Source organism: Methanothermobacter sp. K4, assembly GCF_022014235.1.
Lineage (GTDB): Archaea > Methanobacteriota > Methanobacteria > Methanobacteriales > Methanothermobacteraceae > Methanothermobacter.
Genome location: NZ_JAKLTD010000004.1, coordinates 4,561 through 19,699, shown reverse-complemented (window position 1 = coordinate 19,699; position 15,139 = coordinate 4,561). Strand labels below are relative to the sequence as shown.

Genomic DNA, 15,139 nt, shown 5'->3' with positions numbered 1-15,139 from the left:
AGTAAAGATGAAAAAAGAAGTATACAAGTCCTGATCCAAACTTAGATACAGATACCACAAATGTACTCAGTAAAGATGAAAAAAGAAGTATACAAGTCCTGATCCAAACTTAGATACAGATACCAGTAGGGCCAGAGGGCAGCCCAGCAACGTACATTTTATTCCAGACCCGGCCCAGATACAGACACCATCCAGAAAACTTATTTTAAAAATAAAAAAGATATAGGACTGTGTAATCTTATTGCTTACCAGGACAACATAAACTGAGCATTCCAGAAACTACTATTTACCCCTATAAGGAGAGTGAAAATGCTAATAGGTGTTATATCAGATACGCACATCCCTGACAGGGCAGCTGAACTTCCTGATGCAGTATTTGATGCCTTCATGGACGTTGAACTCATACTCCACGCCGGTGACCTGACCTCACCGGACGTTCTGAAGGACCTTGAAACCCTTGCACCTGTTGAGTGCGTTCAGGGAAACATGGACCGCAGATATGGTATAGACAACCCCAGATCAAGGGTATTTGAGATCGGAGCATACAGGGTGGGCCTCATACATGGGGAGGTCTATCCCCGCGGTGATACCCAGCAGCTGAGGTACCTGGGGCTTGAGCTTGGTGCAGATGTCCTCATAAGCGGACATACACATCAGCCCTTCATAACCGAACTTGATGACGTACTCCTCCTCAACCCTGGAAGTCCCACAGTGCCCCGCCTCACAGATCCTAGCGTCATGCTCCTTGAAATCGAAGGTGAAAAGCTTGATGCCAGGATCATCAGGACAGGGGCGCCTGTCTGCAGATCACTGAACTTCAGGAGGTGACCACATGGGAAAACGATGGCAGGCTGAAAGGAAAAAGGACCACTACTACAAAAGTGCAAAGAGGGAGAACTACCGTTCAAGGGCATCCTACAAGTTACTGCAGCTCAACAACCGCTACAAACTGATAAGAAAGGGTGACAGGGTCCTTGACCTCGGAGCCGCCCCCGGGGGATGGTCACAGGTCGCCCTTGAGAAGGTCGGTGAGGAGGGACTTGTGGTTGCAGTTGACCTCCAGAGGATAAAGGGTTTTAAGAGTGAGAACTTCAGGGCCATAAGGGGGGACTTCACAGACCCCGCAATAAAGGAGAGGATAATTGAGGAGCTGGGTGGAAGAGCTGATGTTGTCATATCAGATGCTGCCCCCTCCCTCTCAGGTATAAGGGACATCGACCACCTCCGATCGGTGGATCTCGTTGAGAATGTCCTTGACATAGCCTACAGGGTCCTTGAGAGAAAGGGGAACATCCTGATCAAGGCATTCCAGGGTCCTGAACTCGATAAGGTCATAAAGGAAATGAGGAAGGATTTCTGGAAACTCAAAACAACGAAACCCGCCTCATCAAGAAAGGCAAGTGCAGAGATGTACATTGTCGGCCGGGACTTCAAGGGTAAAAGGAAATGGGAGAGAATCATCCATTAACAGGCAGAACTTCAAGCCCCCAAAGAAAATGGATGGGAATCCCCAGTTCACATGAGGGCCCTCAGGTCATTCAGGGCCTGTGAGGCAACCTGAAGCTGATACCTGGCTGTTTTTATGCGCTCATCAACCTCAGATTTTGGTTTGTTTGTTTCCAGTGCGCTTTTAACGTCATCAATCGCTGATTTGGCCTTCACGAGCTCTATCTCAGCATTCAGGTACGTCTTTGTCAGGTTATCGTTATTCCTCTGGTAGACCTCCTTTTTAACCGAGTCATACTGGACCTTCAGTGACGAGTAATCGCTCTGGAGCTTTGCGAGTTCATCGTACTCAGCACCCTTCTCCACACTCCCGGATATGGCATCAGATACCGCATCGACGCCTATATATGCAAATATCAGTATGGTCCCTGCTATGAGAAGCACTCCCAGAATTGATATGGTCATTGATGTTACCTTAAAGAGGTTTATCCTTGATCTCTTCATGATCTCACCTTAAATCCAGCGACTGTGAAAAAATCTTCATGTTCATACAATTAGAGCTTAGTTTACCCCACTCAATTAATGTTTTATAATGTCGTTATAATATACTTTCATGATGAAAACCGTGGATAAGAGCAAGACACTCACAAAATTCGAAGAATTCTTTTCACTCAAGGAGTACAAGGACAGGGTATTTGAGTCCATAGAGAAGTATCCCAACGTCAGATCCATTGAGGTTGATTACCTTGACCTTGAAATGTTCGACCCTGACCTTGCAGACCTTCTAATTGAAAAACCGGACGACGTCATAAGGGCTGCCCAGAAGGCCATAAGGAACATTGATCCCCTCAGGAAGAACGTTGACCTCAACATAAGGTTCGGTGGGGTCAGCAACGTCATACCCCTCAGGGAGCTCCGGAGTAAATTCATAGGTAAATTCGTTGCAGTTGACGGTATTGTAAGGAAGACAGATGAGATAAGACCCAGGATAGTTAAGGCCGTGTTTGAGTGCAGGGGCTGCATGAGGCTCCATGAGGTCAGCCAGTCCACAAACATGATCACAGAGCCATCACTCTGCTCAGAGTGTGGTGGCAGGTCATTCAGGCTCCTTCAGGATGAATCAGAGTTCCTGGACACCCAGACACTGAAACTCCAGGAACCACTCGAGAACCTCTCAGGTGGTGAGCAGCCCCGCCAGATAACCGTCGTCCTTGAGGATGACCTGGTTGACACCCTCACCCCCGGGGACATCGTGAGGGTCACAGGTACACTGAGAACAGTCCGCGATGAGAGGACACGGCGATTCAAGAACTTCATATACGGCAACTACACCGAATTCCTTGAACAGGAGTTCGAGGAGCTCCAGATAAGTGATGAGGACGAGGAAAAAATAAAGGAGCTTGCAGCTGACCCCAACATATATGAGAAGATCATAAGGTCCACTGCACCATCAATACACGGTTACCGTGAGGTAAAGGAGGCCATAGCCCTTCAGTTATTTGGGGGGACCGGGAAGGAGCTTGATGATAAGACCCGCCTCCGTGGGGACATACACATCCTCATAGTCGGGGACCCTGGTATAGGTAAGTCCCAGATGCTCAAGTACGTCTCAAAGCTGGCCCCCAGGGGCATATACACCAGCGGTAAGGGTACCTCGGGGGTTGGGCTTACCGCTGCTGCTGTGAGGGATGAATTCGGTGGATGGTCCCTTGAGGCCGGTGCCCTTGTCCTTGGGGATAAGGGTAATGTCTGTGTGGATGAACTGGATAAGATGCGTGATGAGGACCGTTCAGCCATCCACGAGGCACTGGAACAGCAGACCATAAGCATAGCCAAGGCAGGGATAATGGCAACCCTCAACTCAAGGTGCTCTGTCCTGGCAGCTGCAAACCCAAAATTCGGGAGATTTGACAGTTACAAATCAATTGCAGAGCAGATAGATCTCCCATCAACCATACTGTCACGTTTCGATCTCATATTCGTTGTCGAGGACAAACCCGATGAGGAGAAGGACCGGGAACTTGCAAGGCACATCCTGAAAACACATAAGGAGGACCACACCCCCTTTGAAATAGATCCAGAACTGCTGAGGAAGTACATAGCCTACGCAAGGAAAAACGTCAGACCAGTGCTGACAGATGAGGCGATGCAGGTCCTTGAGGACTTCTACGTATCAATGAGGGCGAGCGCGGCCGATGAGGACTCACCGGTCCCCATAACAGCAAGGCAGCTGGAGGCCCTTGTACGACTCTCAGAGGCCAGTGCAAAGATAAAACTCAAGGAACACGTGGAGGCAGAGGACGCCAGGAAGGCAATAAAGCTGTCCCAGGCATGCCTGAAACAGGTGGGATACGACCCTGAAACCGGTAAGATAGACATAGACAAGGTTGAGGGGAGAACACCCAAATCCGAGAGGGATAAGTTCCGCCTGCTACTTGAATTAATAAGGAAATACGAGGAGGACTATGGTGGCAGGGCACCCACCAATATTCTTATAACTGAGATGATGGATAGATATAACGTGAGTGAGGAAAAGGTTGAGGAACTGATAAGGATCCTGAAGGATAAGGGCGCAATATTTGAGCCCGCCAGGGGATACCTTAAGGTGGTCTGAATTTTCCATTACACACTTTTTACTGGAGGTATAGATTATGGATGATTACGAGAAATTACTTGAAAGGGCCATAGAGCAGCTGCCCCCTGAAGTATTTGAAACAAAACGTTTCGAGGTTCCAAAGGCATACTCAGTTATACAGGGAAACAGGACATTCATACAGAACTTCAGGGAGGTCGCAGATGCACTCAACAGGGACCCCCAGCACCTTCTGAAATTCCTTCTGAGGGAACTGGGGACGGCAGGTAACCTTGAGGGTGGAAGGGCCATACTGCAGGGTAAATTCACCCACTTCCTCATAAACGAGAGGATAGAGGACTACGTCAACAAATTCGTCATATGCCACGAATGCAACAGGCCAGATACAAGGATAATCAGGGAGGGGCGGATATCCCTTCTCAAGTGCGAGGCATGCGGTGCCAAGGCGCCCCTCAAGAACGTCTAGAGAAGATAGAGGAGCAGCTATAGAAAATGTTCTGTGTCAGATGCGGTAGTTCTGATTCTGAATTATATGATGGACTATGCAGGGACTGTTTCCTTGAGGACTACACCATCCTCACCCTTCCTGCCAAAATAGATGTTTATGTGTGCAGCCACTGCCATGCGAAACTGATAAGTGGCCAGTGGGTGGACGAGGGTCTCCCTGAGGAGGAAATAGTATACAGGGCCCTTGAGGAGAATATCAGCTGGGAACCCCCCGTTGAAAACCCTGAAATTGAACTGGAAATAATACAGCAGAGGGGCACCATCTACCAGTGCCTGGTGGAGGTTGATGCTGAGGTCCTCGGAAGGATGGTGAGCCAGGAGTACGGGGTGGAGGTCCGCCTCACAAATACGGTCTGCCCGACCTGCAGCAAACAGGCTTCAGGCTACTACGAGGCTGTGATACAGTTAAGGGCCGATGAAAGGGAACTGGATGAATCAGAAATAGAAAGAGCTGACCTCACAGTTAAAAGGACCCTTCTGAAGCTCTCAAGGAGGGATAAACTCGCCTACATGCCCCAGAGGGTTGAGGTGAAGGAGGGGGTCGACTACTACATAGGATCCCATAAATCCGCCAGAAAGGTTGTAAGCGCCCTCAGGGAGGAACTCGGTGGCATTGCCAGTGAGTCGCCACGGCTAATGGGACAGGATAGATCAAGCGGTAAGGGACTCTACAGGACATGGATTTCACTCAGACTCCCCGATTTCAGGAGGGGAGACTTCCTCATGCACCAGGACCGGATGGTCACGGTCCTTGACCTAAGAAAGCGTGGCGTGGCTGTGAAGGATCTTGAGACCCGTGACGTGAAGAACATACTCTGGGGAGAATATGAAAACATTAACCTCGTTGCGAGGGCCGGTGATGTCAGGACAACCACAGTAACAGCGAGATCCCCTGGAAGGATACAGGTACTTCACCCTGAAACCTTTGAACCAGTGGACCTTGAAGCTGACAGTTACACATCAAAACTTGAGATAGGTGAACAGGTTCCTGTCATAGAAATTAAGAAGAAACTCTACATCATTGAGGCGGAGGAATGATCTGATGGATGATACGCTTAACACCATAACCCGTGATGTTCTTGAGGTTATAACACCCGATGAACTGCTGGAGGTCCTGAAGAAGGATGAACCTGTTGTCTACACAGGCTATGAGCCCTCAGGTAAGGTTCATCTGGGACACGCCATAACCATAAGAAAACTGAGGGAACTGCAGGATGCTGGTTTCAGGGTCAAGATACTCCTCGCAGACTACCATGCATACCTAAATGGTAAGGGCAGCATGGAGAGGATAAGGGAGATGGCAGATTACAACAGAAAATGCTTCCTGGCACTTGGACTCTCACCTGATAGGACCGAGTTCATCCTGGGTTCATCCTTCCAGACGCAGCCAGAGTACACAGACCTTGTATACAGAATGGCCCTCATAACAACACTCCTTCGGGCCAGGAGAAGCATGGCCCAGATAACAAGGGAAGCAGAGGACCATAAGGTTGCAGAGGTTATCTACCCCCTCATGCAGGTCATCGACATGGTCTACCTTGATGTGGATGTGGCGCTGGGGGGAATGGAACAGCGAAAGATACATATGCTGGCACGTGAAAACCTCCCCCGGCTTGGCTTCGATGCGCCGGTATGCATACACACCCCACTGCTACACGGCACCGATGGCTCAGAGAAGATGTCCTCCAGCAAGGGTAACTTCATTGCAGTGGACGACTCCCCCGATGAGATAATGGAGAAGGTTAAGGGAAGTTACTGTCCCATGGGGGAGCTGGAGGGTAACCCCATCATCGAAATCGTGAAGTACTTTATAATGCCAGAATATGGCAGGATGACCATAAGGCGCCCTGAGAAATTCGGGGGCGACCTTGATCTGAACCTTGACGAACTACTGGATACCTACTCCAGCGGCAACCTTCACCCGCTGGATCTGAAGAATGCTGTTTCGGATTACCTTATTGAGATGCTGAGACCAGTAAGGGAATACATGAAAGGTGTTTAGATGCTGTACGACATGAGACTTCCGCCAGGTATAACCCACACAACAATGGCTGAGATAATTGATGAATACGAGGTTGAACTGATACAGACAGATGACGGCCCCGTACTGAGGGGTGAGCTGGAGGAACTTGAAAGGGCAAGGGAACGTATCCTTGAGTCCATCAGAAAGAGGATAGAGGAACTCGAGAATCCAGGGTCCCCGGAAAAATGAATGCATCAATCCACTGAATCTATCTTATCCCATCAGGACATATTCCAAGGTGGGGGGCGATTATCCTCCTTATATCCCTCTGGATGATGTTAACCCCCCTCGCTGCATCAACAACGTAAAATTCATTTTTATCAGCGAGTTCAAGGTACCTATCCCTGACCCCTGAAAGAAATGATGGGTCCTCAAATTCATCGGTACCCCCACATCTCTCCATTGCCAGTTCAACATCAAGGTCAAGGAGTATGACGATATCAGGTTTTGGTGCAAACCTGTTTATCTCAGAAACCCATTCAGCGGGTTCCTGGTAAACCATGCTGGAATAGTAGCACCTGTCACTCACCACAACACTTCCACTCCACTCCCCCTCAATTTTGCTCCTGAGGGTCAGGCGGTCCGCAGCAAAGAGGAGTGCCAGCATCCTCTGTCCATCAGGGGTCCTGGCATCTGGACTGGAGAGCATCTCCCTTATGATGCCCCCTATCCTGGAGTCTGTTGGTTCCCTAACATTGAAGACCCTGTATCCGTTTTCCCTGAGCCACTCCGCGGTGAGGACGGAATGTGTTGTCTTACCTGACCCATCAATTCCCTCAAAGCATATGTACATAGAGAGTAATCTATCGGTGAAGGTAAAATATCTTCCCCTATGGTTGAAATCATGACATAACTTTATAATGCTCTAGAGACAGAATTATAGTATTGATTTTAGTTTATAGAGGTGGAACATGTCAAAAGCCAAGGTCATGGTGGTTGAGGATGAGAGCATAGTTGCCATTGATATAAGCCAGCGCCTTGAATCCCTGGGTTACCAGGTTACAGCCACAGTTTCCACCGGTGAAAAGGCCGTTGAGATGGCTGAAAAAACAAGGCCAGACATCATACTTATGGATATTGTCCTCAAGGGGGACATGGATGGTATAGAGGCTGCTGAGGAGATAACAAAAAGGATGAAGGTCCCCATAATCTACATAACCGCCTATTCCGACGAGGAAACCCTCAAAAGGGCCAAGATAACAGGGCCCTTTGGATACATAATAAAGCCCTTTGAGGACCGGGAACTTCACAGCGTCATAGAGGTCGCCCTCCATAAACATCAGCTTGAGAGGAGGCTTGCAGAGAATGATGAACTCTTCAGGGCCATACTCTCATCAATAAGGGATATACTGTTCACTGCCGAGAGCAATGGAAGGTTAACCATGATATCGCCGGGGCCGCTTGCAGAATACGGCCTTGATGCAGATGAAGTCCTGGGTGAAAAGGTCAGCGAGGTCTTCTGTGAGAGGATTCACAGTGAAATGATTGAAAGGGCGCTCAGAGGGGAAACCGTAAGTTATGAGTGGGTATGGCAGCCCATGGATAAATTTCATTTTGAAACAACCCTATCACCGCTCCGTGACTTTGAGGGTAATATAAAGGGGGTTGTGGGTGTCCACAGGGATATCACCGAAAAGGAAGTCGCAAGAAGGGCGCTTGAAAGGGAGACAACAATAAACAAAAGCCTTGCAGAGATATCAAAGAAACTCCTGTCCCCCCTTTCACTCGAAGAGATATCGGAGAGCATAATTGAAAGGGCGAAAAAACTTACAGGCAGCAGATACTGCATGGCAGGCTTCTTTGAGTCAGACGGCAGCCTGAGGAATTACTTCCCCTCAAAGGAGGTGGGGGAGGAGTGTCATGTGGACTCTGAATCCACTGAAATGGGCGGTCTCTGGAATCTGGTGATCAGAAAAAGGGAACCAGTTCTTGTAAATGATCCCTCCTCGCACCCTGAATCCACAGGGGTCCCTGAGGGCCACATTGAAATAAGGAACTTCCTGTCATGCCCAGCGCTACTCAACGATGAACTTGTGGGAATACTCGCAGTTTCAGGAAAGGATGAGGACTACGATGAAAGGGACCTGGAGATACTGGAGCGCCTTGCAGATATATATGCAATTGCGATTCACAGAAAAATTGAAGAGGACCGTGTCAGGGCCAGTGAGGAGAAGAACAGGACCCTCGTACAGAAATTCCTTAAGATAGTTACCGAGGTCCTTGAGGAGATAAAATAAATCCTTATTTTAGATTCGGAGGTAACTCTACTTGGAAATCCCGGAACTCCTTGCGCCTGCAGGTTCCCCTGAATCCTTCAGGGTCGCCCTCAATGCAGGGGCCGATGCCGTCTACCTCTCAGGGAAGGACTTCGGTGCACGGTACTATGCAGAGAACTTCGGCCTGCAGGAAATCCGTGAGGCGGTGGAATACGCCCACCTGCATGACAGAAATGTGTATGTAACTGTCAATACCCTCCTAAGGGACTCTGAAATTTCAGATGTTGCTGAATACCTCCAGGAACTCTCCAGTGCAGGTGTGGACGCTGTGATCATACAGGACCCCGCCCTCCTGGTTCTGAGGGATGAACTATCACTTGACCTCCCATTCCATGCCTCAACCCAGACGACCATACACAACAGGGCGGGGATAAGATGGGCTGAGCAGATGGGCCTTGAGAGAGTTATACTGGCACGGGAGCTCTCCATTGATGAGGTCAGGACCCTGACGGCTGAATCAGACGTGGAGGTTGAGGTTTTCATACACGGAGCCCTATGCTGCAGTTACTCTGGCCAGTGCCTTCTATCCTCATTTATAGGTGGTAGAAGCGGTAACCGGGGGCGGTGCGCCCAGCCATGCAGGAAGAGGTATGAACTCGTTCAGTTGAAACCCTCAAGAAGGAGGGTGCCACTGAGTGAGGAGTACCTCCTATCCACAAGGGACCTTTCAGCCTACATGCACCTCCAGGAACTGGTTGAAGCCGGAGTCCGATCCCTGAAGATAGAGGAGCGGATGAGGTCCCCTGAATACGTTGCCACCACAGTGAGCGTCTACAGACAGGCCCTCGATGAGATAAAGAGGGGTGGGTGGAAGCCATCAAAGGAGGAGTTTGAGAAGCTCAGGCTGACCTTCAACCGGACACTCACAGGTGGACACCTGTTCAGGGAGGATTTCATGGGACGGGAATACCCCGGTGACAGGGGCCTCCCTGTGGGCTACGTTGAAAGGTACGAAGGTGGCAGGGCCCATATAAGGATAACATCCCGTATCAAGCCAGAACCAGGTGATGGACTCTTCTTCCAGGGCACAGGTAAAGGAATGTATCTACATGATTATAGATACAGTGGCAGATTACTCTCCGTTCCTTCAGTCCCTGTAAAAGAGGGTACACGGGTTTACCTCACAGGGAGGAAGAGCCTACAGAAATTCACTGAAAAACTCAGAAGATCATCTCCAGGAAAGTGCTGGGATATTGAACTGAAATTCACTGCAGATAAAGATGGGATGGTGAATCTAACCGCAGAATGGATGATGAATGGGTTGAGGCTCAGGGAATCGGTTGAAACACAGTTTGAGAGGGCCCTCAAAAGACCCCTCAATGAGGATACAATAAAGGACCATCTGCTGAGGGCCGGGGATAAACCCTTCAGGCTAACCTTAACCGAATTCAGATACCCCGGAGGATTCTTCTACCCCCTCAGCCGCCTCAACGCCCTCAGAAGGGAACTTCTGATGATGGTCGAAAGAAGGATACTCAGAGAGAGAAGACCCCACCATCACCATCACAAGCCTGAATCTGATCACCCTGACAGAAGACTTCCAGAGGCCCCCTGTATCTCTGTCTATGTTGAGGATCTCAAGGCAATGAAATCCGCCCTGAGGGCCGGTGCAGGTAGGGTTTACCTGGAACCCCAGGTTCATGGTGACTTCAGGGACTGTGACGATGACGACATCATCAGTGCTCTGGAGAGGGCCTCTGAGGTCTCATCCAGATACGGTGCTGAACCTGTATGGAAGTGGCCTGACATAACCCATGACTGGCTCCTTGAAAGGCTCCTTGAGATTGAAGGAGACCTCTCCATGGACCTCATGGTGGGTGGTTACGGTATCCCTGACCTGATAAACTGTGATGTGAAGGTGTATGGATCAGCCGCCCTCAACATTTACAACAGCCGATCAGCGACCCTCCTATCAGACAAGTTTCACCTCCTGACCCTCTCACCTGAACTATCCTGGAAGGACCTGCAGAGGATCCATGTCCCCTCTGAAATCATCGTGCATGGAAACCTCACAGCAATGGTGACCCGGGACAACCTCTGGAAACTTGCACCCCCTGACCTCGATACATCCACCGATTCCAGATGGGCTATCATGGACAGGAGGGGCGACTTCTTTCCCATAAATCAGCTCCTTGGCTGTGAAACGGTAATCATGAATTCAAGGGAGACATGCCTCATTGACTTTTTACCCTCCCTTCTTGATGCAGGCTTCAGGAACTTCTCCATCGACTGCCGTATTCAATCCCCCAAGAGAACCAGATTACTTATTGAATCATATGTGAGTGCCCTTGAATCACCTGAAAGGATCCCGGAAATCAAGGAGCGCATTGTGGGGGGAAGTCCCTCAGGGGTAACGGCATCACACTTCAGGAGGGGTCTTGCAGAATAATGGATTCCTTGCCGATGGCCCATGGAATACTTTTCAGGTGCACTCTGAATTCATATATATCTCAGTAACTCCACATAGTGGGCATGATGAAGTCCATAAGTTCTGTAGGGGAAGCCCTCACAGATGTCAGCGGGATAGGGGAAAGGCTGGCGCAGAAGATAATAGACGAACTCGGGGGAGAAAAGGAGCTTTTAAAGGCGGTTGAAAACCTTGAAATTGATAGAATCGCATCAATCGAAGGTATAAGTCAGCGCAAAGCCATTGAAATAACCAGCAAGCTCCTGGGAAATCCTGTTCCCTCCTTCCTGAAAACTGAAAGGGCATTTCAGATTTACCAGGAAATAGTTGAGACCATCAGTTCATATGCCCATACAGACTATGCCCGTAACCGGCTAATGCTCCTCCACCCATCAACAGATACTGATGCCATGAGGAGCCATATTGAAATGGTCATGGAATCAAAGAAAATGGTCTCTGAGCTTCCGGTTGAAGCTTTAAGGGATCTCCTGAAAAAGATTAAAAGGCCTGAAAATCCCCGCCCCCCATTCAATCCATCCAGGGCCATACTCGTGGAAACAAGAGAGGACTATGATCACATGATAGACATGGGCCTCAACCGTTACCATCCCGTGATAATGAACCCTGAACAGGGTGAACTTGATGAATACGAACTGATAATCTATGTCTACTCCGAGGGAATGATTGACCTGGAAGACACATTCAACACGGTAATGGTCACCGCAGATTCAGAGAAACATGAGATTGTGCCGGAGGATGTTCTTGGCTATTTCAGGGAGAACATTGACCTCCTGCGTGGCGCCCTTGAAATTAAAAGGATTCTAGGTATGGAAACCTGTCTTGATGAGGTCCTTGCAGTAATGGATGAGCTCGGCAGTCTCGAAGAGGAGGAAGTCGACATTGATGAGGCAGTTAACTCTGTGAAGGTATGGGCTGATTCAGAATTAAGGGACCTCATAAGGGGTATCGACCTTAAAGGCGAGGAAGTCCTGGCCCTCCTCAACCAGGGAATGACAGGTAAACTTGAGAAAATATTCGATGATGTCCTCAAAAAGGCCTGTGAAATGATAAAGAAAAAGACAGGTGTTGATTTCGATCCCTTCATAAAATCTTATCCCCTAAAGATCGATCATAGGGAACTTGAAAGGGTTAAACGTCTTGAATCAGCATCAAAAAATATAAGGAGATTTGAAAGGAGGGTCGATGCGGCATCTAGGCTCAGTAAACTCAGAGAAGCGGTTGAAAATGAAATAAGGGACATAATGGAATTTGATTATCGCTTCGCTCTGGGCCTCTTCGCCCAGGATTACGGGCTCATTGAACCGGAATTCGGTGATGAGATCATCCTCAGGGGGGCACTGCACCTCAACCTTGTTGGATCAGAAAACCCCCAGCCAATTGACTACAAACTGGGTAACCCTGATAATGTTGTGCTCCTCACCGGTGCCAACAGTGGGGGGAAAACAACGCTTCTTGAGACACTCGCCCAGGTGACCCTGATGGCCCATATGGGACTTCCTGTATGTGCCCGTGAGGCCCATGTAAGGCCAGTTGAGGAGATCCACTTTATCTCAAAGAGGAGGTCCCTGGATGCCGGTGCCTTCGAGTCATTCATAAGGACCTTCACCCCCGTGACAACCAGTGGAAGCTCAAAGCTCATACTCCTTGATGAACTTGAGGCAATAACCGAACTTGATGCTGCAGTGAAGATCATAGCAACCTTCATAGAGTTCATAATGGAATCTGAATCCATTGCAGTCATTGTGACCCACATGGCCCGTGAAATACTCAAGTACGTGGATGTCAGGGTTGATGGTATCGAGGCGCGGGGGCTTGATGAGAACTATAATCTCATTGTGGATAGAACACCCAGAATAAACTATCTTGCAAGGAGCACCCCTGAGCTGATTATAAGGATGATATATGAGAAATCAGGTGACAATGAGAGGATGGTTTACCGCAGGATACTTGAAAAGTTTCAGAAAAACGGATAAATCTGAATAACCATATCAGTTACCATGATAACCCATCTCAAGGACCATCTCCTGGATCTTAAAACAGAGCAGAAGGACATCTATGAGATATTCAACCGCATATACGATTTTGGATGTGATGAAGGACACCTTAAGGTGAGTGAAAGCCTCAAAGAGAGGTTTGGGATAAAATTTATTGAATCCGCTGAAAATCAGAGGATAATAAGCATATACAACCGCTGGACGGGTGAAGGATCACTTTTTAATTCCATGCGCCTTAAAAAGCCTGCTATGGATACTGAATCTGCCAGAAGAGTTCTTGATGAACTCATCGAGGATAAAAAGAGGTGTGACTTCTGCAGACCAGAACTGTACACGCCTGAAGATGATTTCGGACGCGTTGTGGGAAGGCACTCCATTACAGCATCAAACATAGCCAAGTACGATGCGTGGAGCGGCCTTCTGATATTCAGAAAACATGATCCCCTTGACTTCACCCTGGAGGAATTCTCAGATTACCTCATAACCGCCTCAAAATGGTTTAAAATGGCAGAGAAATCCTCGGGACTTCATTTTCCATTCATGGTATGGAACTGCCTTCCACGGGCAGGGGCATCACAGATCCACGGCCACATGCAGCTTCTCCTGGGCAGGAGGCCCTATGCAAGGATTGCATTCCTTGATGATGTATCCAGGAGATACAGGAAACGTTATGGTTCATCATACCATGATGATGTCTTTTCAGTCCACCATGCGCTTGGACTTGGTGTTGAATCAGGAGGCGCGTTTATATATGCAAGTATAACCCCTCTGAAGGAAAAGGAGATCATCATGACATTTAAAACAGATGCCTTCAGGAATTCTGATCTGCAGAATTACCTCTTCAAGATCTTAAGGTGCCTGATAGATGAATGTGGTGTCTACAGCTTCAATCTGTCGATGCACCCATTTAATGCAGAAATGGAGATCCCCGGCATCATAAGAATCGTGGACCGTGGGAACATTGCATCAGCGTCATCTGATATGGGTGGTATGGAACTCTTTGGAAGTTCGGTCATCGGAAGCGACCCATACATCATATTTGACAGACTTAAAGGTGCTCTTGATGCCTGATTATTTATTTGATTTTCTTGATGAACTTGAATACCTGAAGAATTCCAGCAGAACAGCTATAATCACGGATATCGATGGTACAATAAGTGAAATAGCACCAACACCCCATGAAGCCCGTGTAGATGAAGAGATGAGGGAAGTTCTCAGGGAAATCTCTAAACGCTACAGGGTGCTTGCCTTTATAAGTGGAAGGCCCGTGCATGAGGCACTCAGGATGGTGGGGGTCCCAGAGGCAATATATGTTGGAAACCATGGCCTTGAGTACATTATAAATGGAAGGTATGAGCGCTTCAGGGAGGTTGAGGAGTACCTCCCACTCATCAGAAAATGTGCCCTTGAACTCAAGGAGAAATCCCCCGATGAGAATATCATATTTGAAGATAAGGGTATCTGCTATTCCATACACTACAGGCAGTGCACTGATCATGAACTGACAGAAAAAAGGATAATGGATGCCCTCAGAGAGATGCCAGAATCCAGAAAAATACGTGTGGATCACGGGAGAATGCTCGTTGAGCTCAAACCCCCAGTGGAGTACAACAAGGGCCTTATAGTCCGGAAAATCATAGAGGAATCAGACGTATCATCGGCAGTGTACCTTGGAGATGACATCACAGATGCCGATGCATTCAGGGAACTCAGAAAACTAGAATCTGAAAGAAAAATCAGAGCTGCATCAGTGATTGTGCTCTCAAAGGAGATACCTGATGAAATAAAGGATTCGGCCTCCTTCTATGTGTCAGGGGTCCCTGAGGTCCTCAGATTTCTCAAGTGGCTCTTAAAATAGGTTTATTCATTCCT

General features: G+C 48.5%; 14 protein-coding genes. 12 read left to right on the top strand and 2 right to left on the bottom strand.

Annotation, left to right across the window (positions count from 1 at the left end; genetic code table 11):
• Positions 1–309: 309 nt before the first annotated feature.
• Positions 310–828 (top strand): metallophosphoesterase, encoded by a 519-nt coding sequence (locus tag L5462_RS08500; RefSeq protein ID WP_237780352.1) that lies wholly within the window; start codon positions 310–312, stop codon positions 826–828.
• 4 nt (positions 829–832) lie between these two features.
• Positions 833–1,468 carry an RlmE family RNA methyltransferase gene (locus L5462_RS08495; protein WP_237780351.1) on the top strand — a complete coding sequence of 212 codons (636 nt, stop codon included), beginning with the start codon at positions 833–835 and terminating at the stop codon, positions 1,466–1,468.
• Positions 1,469–1,515: 47 nt separating this feature from the next.
• Here L5462_RS08495 and L5462_RS08490 read toward each other — a convergent pair whose 3' ends face one another.
• On the bottom strand, positions 1,516–1,950 hold the full coding sequence (locus L5462_RS08490) for a hypothetical protein (RefSeq protein ID WP_237780350.1): 435 nt from the start codon (positions 1,948–1,950) through the stop codon (positions 1,516–1,518).
• A 112-nt stretch (positions 1,951–2,062) separates the two neighbouring features.
• Here L5462_RS08490 and mcm point away from each other — a divergent pair, with 112 nt between their 5' ends.
• The 5 genes from mcm to L5462_RS08465 are packed head-to-tail and all read left to right on the top strand — an operon-like array spanning position 2,063 to position 6,758.
• Positions 2,063–4,060, top strand: coding sequence for a minichromosome maintenance protein MCM (gene mcm / locus L5462_RS08485; protein WP_370637061.1), 1,998 nt, complete (start codon positions 2,063–2,065; stop codon positions 4,058–4,060).
• A 37-nt stretch (positions 4,061–4,097) separates the two neighbouring features.
• Positions 4,098–4,505 carry a translation initiation factor IF-2 subunit beta gene (locus L5462_RS08480; RefSeq protein WP_013295174.1) on the top strand — a complete coding sequence of 136 codons (408 nt, stop codon included), beginning with the start codon at positions 4,098–4,100 and terminating at the stop codon, positions 4,503–4,505.
• A 26-nt stretch (positions 4,506–4,531) separates the two neighbouring features.
• On the top strand, positions 4,532–5,584 hold the full coding sequence (locus L5462_RS08475) for a 60S ribosomal export protein NMD3 (RefSeq protein ID WP_237780348.1): 1,053 nt from the start codon (positions 4,532–4,534) through the stop codon (positions 5,582–5,584).
• 4 nt (positions 5,585–5,588) lie between these two features.
• On the top strand, positions 5,589–6,548 hold the full coding sequence (locus L5462_RS08470) for a tyrosine--tRNA ligase (protein ID WP_237780347.1): 960 nt from the start codon (positions 5,589–5,591) through the stop codon (positions 6,546–6,548).
• Positions 6,549–6,758, top strand: a complete 210-nt coding sequence (locus L5462_RS08465) for a hypothetical protein (protein WP_237780346.1) — start codon at positions 6,549–6,551, stop codon at positions 6,756–6,758.
• Between the two features lie 19 nt (positions 6,759–6,777).
• Here L5462_RS08465 and tmk read toward each other — a convergent pair whose 3' ends face one another.
• Positions 6,778–7,362 (bottom strand): dTMP kinase, encoded by a 585-nt coding sequence (tmk, locus tag L5462_RS08460; RefSeq protein WP_237780345.1) that lies wholly within the window; start codon positions 7,360–7,362, stop codon positions 6,778–6,780.
• A gap of 118 nt (positions 7,363–7,480) precedes the next feature.
• Here tmk and L5462_RS08455 point away from each other — a divergent pair, with 118 nt between their 5' ends.
• The 5 genes from L5462_RS08455 to otsB all read left to right on the top strand — a co-directional run bounded on the left by L5462_RS08455 (position 7,481) and on the right by otsB (position 15,125).
• Positions 7,481–8,806 (top strand): GAF domain-containing protein, encoded by a 1,326-nt coding sequence (locus tag L5462_RS08455; protein WP_237780344.1) that lies wholly within the window; start codon positions 7,481–7,483, stop codon positions 8,804–8,806.
• Positions 8,807–8,837: 31 nt separating this feature from the next.
• On the top strand, positions 8,838–11,234 hold the full coding sequence (locus L5462_RS08450) for a U32 family peptidase (RefSeq protein WP_237780343.1): 2,397 nt from the start codon (positions 8,838–8,840) through the stop codon (positions 11,232–11,234).
• 83 nt (positions 11,235–11,317) lie between these two features.
• The gene (locus L5462_RS08445) at positions 11,318–13,246 is read left to right on the top strand and encodes an endonuclease MutS2 (protein WP_237780342.1); all 1,929 of its coding nucleotides are present in this window, start codon (positions 11,318–11,320) and stop codon (positions 13,244–13,246) included.
• 24 nt (positions 13,247–13,270) lie between these two features.
• Positions 13,271–14,338: a hypothetical protein gene (locus tag L5462_RS08440; protein ID WP_237780341.1), complete on the top strand. Its 1,068-nt coding sequence runs from the start codon at positions 13,271–13,273 to the stop codon at positions 14,336–14,338.
• The gene (otsB, locus tag L5462_RS08435) at positions 14,331–15,125 is read left to right on the top strand and encodes a trehalose-phosphatase (RefSeq protein ID WP_237780340.1); all 795 of its coding nucleotides are present in this window, start codon (positions 14,331–14,333) and stop codon (positions 15,123–15,125) included. Before L5462_RS08440 ends, otsB begins: the two co-directional genes overlap by 8 nt.
• Positions 15,126–15,139 lie beyond the last annotated feature (14 nt).